This is a genomic window from Gordonibacter sp., assembly GCF_036667095.1.
In the GTDB taxonomy this organism is placed as follows: Bacteria; Actinomycetota; Coriobacteriia; order Coriobacteriales; family Eggerthellaceae; genus Gordonibacter.
On the sequence record NZ_JAVWUP010000238.1, the window covers coordinates 1 to 3454 of the forward strand.

The 3454-nt window shown below is 54.3% G+C and carries 3 protein-coding genes; all 3 read right to left on the minus strand.

Going from position 1 to position 3454, the window contains the following annotated elements; genetic code table 11:
• Positions 1-312, minus strand: a 312-nt coding sequence (locus tag RR842_RS13010; protein WP_332730031.1) for a hypothetical protein, incomplete at its 3' end; no start/stop codon positions are given.
• Positions 313-1707, minus strand: coding sequence for a phage portal protein (locus RR842_RS13015; protein ID WP_332730032.1), 1395 nt, complete (start codon positions 1705-1707; stop codon positions 313-315).
• A 28-nt stretch (positions 1708-1735) separates the two neighbouring features.
• The gene (locus RR842_RS13020; RefSeq protein ID WP_332730033.1) at positions 1736-3403 is read right to left on the minus strand and encodes a phage terminase large subunit; all 1668 of its coding nucleotides are present in this window, start codon (positions 3401-3403) and stop codon (positions 1736-1738) included.
• Positions 3404-3454 lie beyond the last annotated feature (51 nt).

Genomic DNA, 3454 nt, shown 5'->3' on the forward strand with positions numbered 1-3454 from the left:
GTCAACCTGCTGCGGGTATACCTTCTCGCCTGAACCAAGTCGTTTTATGTCGTCGGCATCCGAACTACTAAGAGCTTGCTCAACGGTGTTGTAGACCGCAGCCGCGATGCCGCCTTTATTGCGGTCGATGATGGTGCGCAGTTCGTTGCTGTGTGATTGTGATAGCAAAGCAAGTGCGGTGAACCCACGCTGTGTAAGTTCCTCGCTGTCAAGCAGCTGCGCAACAAGGTAGTCGAGCATCTCTGCCTCTATTTGCGTGTAGATGGCGGCGACCATGTCACCGGCTTGCTCAATGTAATCGGGGTCGAGCACTTAAAAGCCCGTGTCTACTACTTCTTGCGACGGCACAAGGCTCTTTGCTTCATCAGGCGATAATGCCATGAAGTCAACGAGGTACTTCTCCTTAAGCCACGGGATGCCCAGTGCAGCGATTTCAGCAAGCGCCATGTTCTTCTCGCCCTGGGTGTCGGTGATGATGCTGTCATCGTAGAGCACGGATATAACGCCCGGGTCTTCCTCTATGTTCGCCCCAAGGTGGATGCGCGCACACGTGAGTACTGCGGTGATGATGTCTTGCAACGCTCCAGTGATTACGTTTTCATGCTTGCGGATGTTGCGCATAAGCGCGCTGTTGTCACTGGATACCTCGGTAGCAGTTTTAAGTCCGCCCTGCTTGTCGAGTTGGAAGTATTGCGCGCCGAAACCCGTGAGGTCGCCAAGCTCGCCAAGTGCCACGTTGAATGCTGTTTTAAGTGGATCAATGCGTATATCCGGGCTGAAAACCTCATAGAAGTCTTTGCCGGACTGCCCAAACAACTTGCGATTCTTGGGACCTTTGGGCAAGGGGACCGTCTTGCCTTTGTCGTCACGTACATCAAGGAGTTCGTCACTCATGAACACTTTGACTTCGGTCAGCTCGATTTCCTGAAACAGCGCGTCAAACGTGATGTCGGTTGCCTTGATCGCATCAACCGCATCGGCAAAGACACTCATTCCGTAAGGGGAAAAGTCTGCTTCCGTGTTCTCGATGGCCGGCTTGAATACTCCGAATGTTTTAGTCGTGCATTCTGTGTCAAAGTCGGCGAGCGCACCACAGGCTTCCGGATCAACCTGCTTACCATCGATAAACAGCATCGTGATGATATGGTAGGTTCCGCCGTCTAGCACGTGCATCTGCACCTGATCTGCTTGTTTGCCCTTGATAAAAGCGCGCGTTACAAAGGCGCATTCGGTGATGCCCTCTTCGTCCCACGACAGCGGGACTATCATGCGCGCATCGTAGCGACGCATAGTCATAGTAGCTGCCCCGTTGTCGGCGAAGTTAAACCACAGCGCCCAAGCGGCAGTGCCTAGTGCAAATCCCTTCTCAACCAATGCTTGACCCGTGGGCCAGAAGTTTGAGCGGTCGAGGTAATCGTGCAGCCATGTATTGGCCAGCGGCGATTCGCACGAAATCTCTGTCGCCTCGTTTAGGATGACCGAAGCCCACTCGCGGCATACGCGGCGAGCCGGCTTAATGGACATCTTGTCGCGGCTTCTGCGGTGGTCATCAACGGTAATATAGCTCTCTTTGTACCACGAACTGCTGCCGGTGTACCATCCGTGCCATTGCGCAATGATGCTATCCATGGATGATGGCAGCTTATAGCCAGCCTTCGAGATTGCTCTTTGCACGTGTGTTGGTACGCTGAATTCATCTAGCGACATCGCTTGCCTTCCTTCGGTTGCGTTGTCGCTATTCTTCCGCTTGTGTCGCCCGATAGGCAGAGCGCGCTCGCGATACTACGTCCATGAAGGCGTAGCGCGTGGCATCGATATAGTGATCATTGCCATCAGGGATGACGTTGAGCCACTCACCATCCTTGTTGCGGTCGTATTGCTTGCGACGTACCTCTGCGGCAAGCTTAGGGCATCGAGCAGGGTCTATTACCCACTTGACGGAGGCCAACCACACGTAGGACGCCATGCGCTTGTTGCCTTTGCCGGCGGCGCGTGCGTTCACTCCGGCATCTCGCTGGGCGCTTATCTGCTCCGGTGCCGCGTCGTCGGATGCTACCTTTATGTGGTGGTACTCCGGTGCTGCTCCCGGGTCGTCAGACCACGTGAGCGCATCGTGTATAAGGTTTGCAGCTGCTGGCGGCTGAATCTTGTTACCTCCAAGCTCGCGGTAGGTAAGCACCGTGCGTTGCCCTGGTTGCCAATCGCTCATGGTGTATGCCCAGGGGTCGGGGTACCACCCGAAGTCTTGGCCTGCGTGAATGTTGTCGAACGCGGCTATCTCTTCATCTTCTATCTCGCGAAATACAGCGCGGTCGAACACGTCGCCGCCCATGCCAACGGGAAGACCCAGGTATTCGTGCTCGTAAGACTGGTGATCATCGTTCGCAAGTTCTTCAGCATCGGCTATGAAGTGATCACCGAGCCATTCCTTTGGCACATCGAGGAACGTGCTCTCGAAGGCTTCTTTGCCACCGTCGATGCGCTGTTGTACATACTCGTTAATCCAGCAGTTCTTTGATCGCGGTGGGTTGTAGGTATAAATGCGCACGGCATCTTCGCCGCCACGTGTGGCCGACTGACGTACCTTGCGGATTTCGGCCATGCCGGAAAACTGATCAGCTTCTTCAAACCACACAATGCCGATGTAACCAAACGGAACCTTGATGGATTTTATCTTGCTCGCATCATCGCAGCCGCGAAAGATAATCAGCTGCCCCGTACTGCGCTTGCGGATCCGAAACGTTGATGGCGGCATGTCATATTCTTCTTCAAGCCCCAGCGTTTCGATAGCCCACACAATCTGCGCGTATGCTGCATCACGCAAGTTGTTCTTGTGTTTCATAAGCACTAAGGCGTGCTGGTCATGGTTGCGCTCGATGTAGTTGACAACCTCAAGCGATGCCCAGGAAGACTTGGTAGAGCCACGACCGCCGCGCACCCAAAGGTCACGCATAGCCTTGTCGTTTATGTAGCGGTGTGGCCGCAGAAACGGGGGAGCGATAAGCAACCCGAAGTCAACGGTAAAAGCCTGGTCGTTGGCGGCTTCGTCCTCTGCATAGGGGAGTAGTTCCTTGGTCGCTTTGATAAGTATATCGGCGTTGAGGGTGTTAATGTCATCTGCATTGTTGATAAGCCGTTTATCAGCCTTGTCAGCTAAGCTATCAAGCCTGTTCAGAAGCTTGCTGCGCTTGATACTTGCGCGCTTCGCGGATGCCTTGTTAAGCTCTTCTAGCCTAGCTGAAACCTGTGGGTTACGTTCGAGTGCCGAAGCGGCGTTATCAACGCTATCATCTCGCCACTGTAGGCTGCGTGGATACGCTTCTCGGTAGGCTGCGCGCTGCGTAAGGCCACGCAAGCGTGCCTGGCAATATAACTCCTGATTTTGTGTGATTCGCTGCGTCATACCCTGCATCCTCCGTGATGTGTCGCATACAAAGGCCCCACGCTGGAGGGT

Coding starts and splice junctions, on each gene's coding strand:
- RR842_RS13015 (WP_332730032.1), bottom strand. CDS start 1,707: ATGTCGCTAGATGAATTCAGCGTACCAACACACGTGCAAAGAGCAATC.
- RR842_RS13020 (WP_332730033.1), bottom strand. CDS start 3,403: ATGACGCAGCGAATCACACAAAATCAGGAGTTATATTGCCAGGCACGC.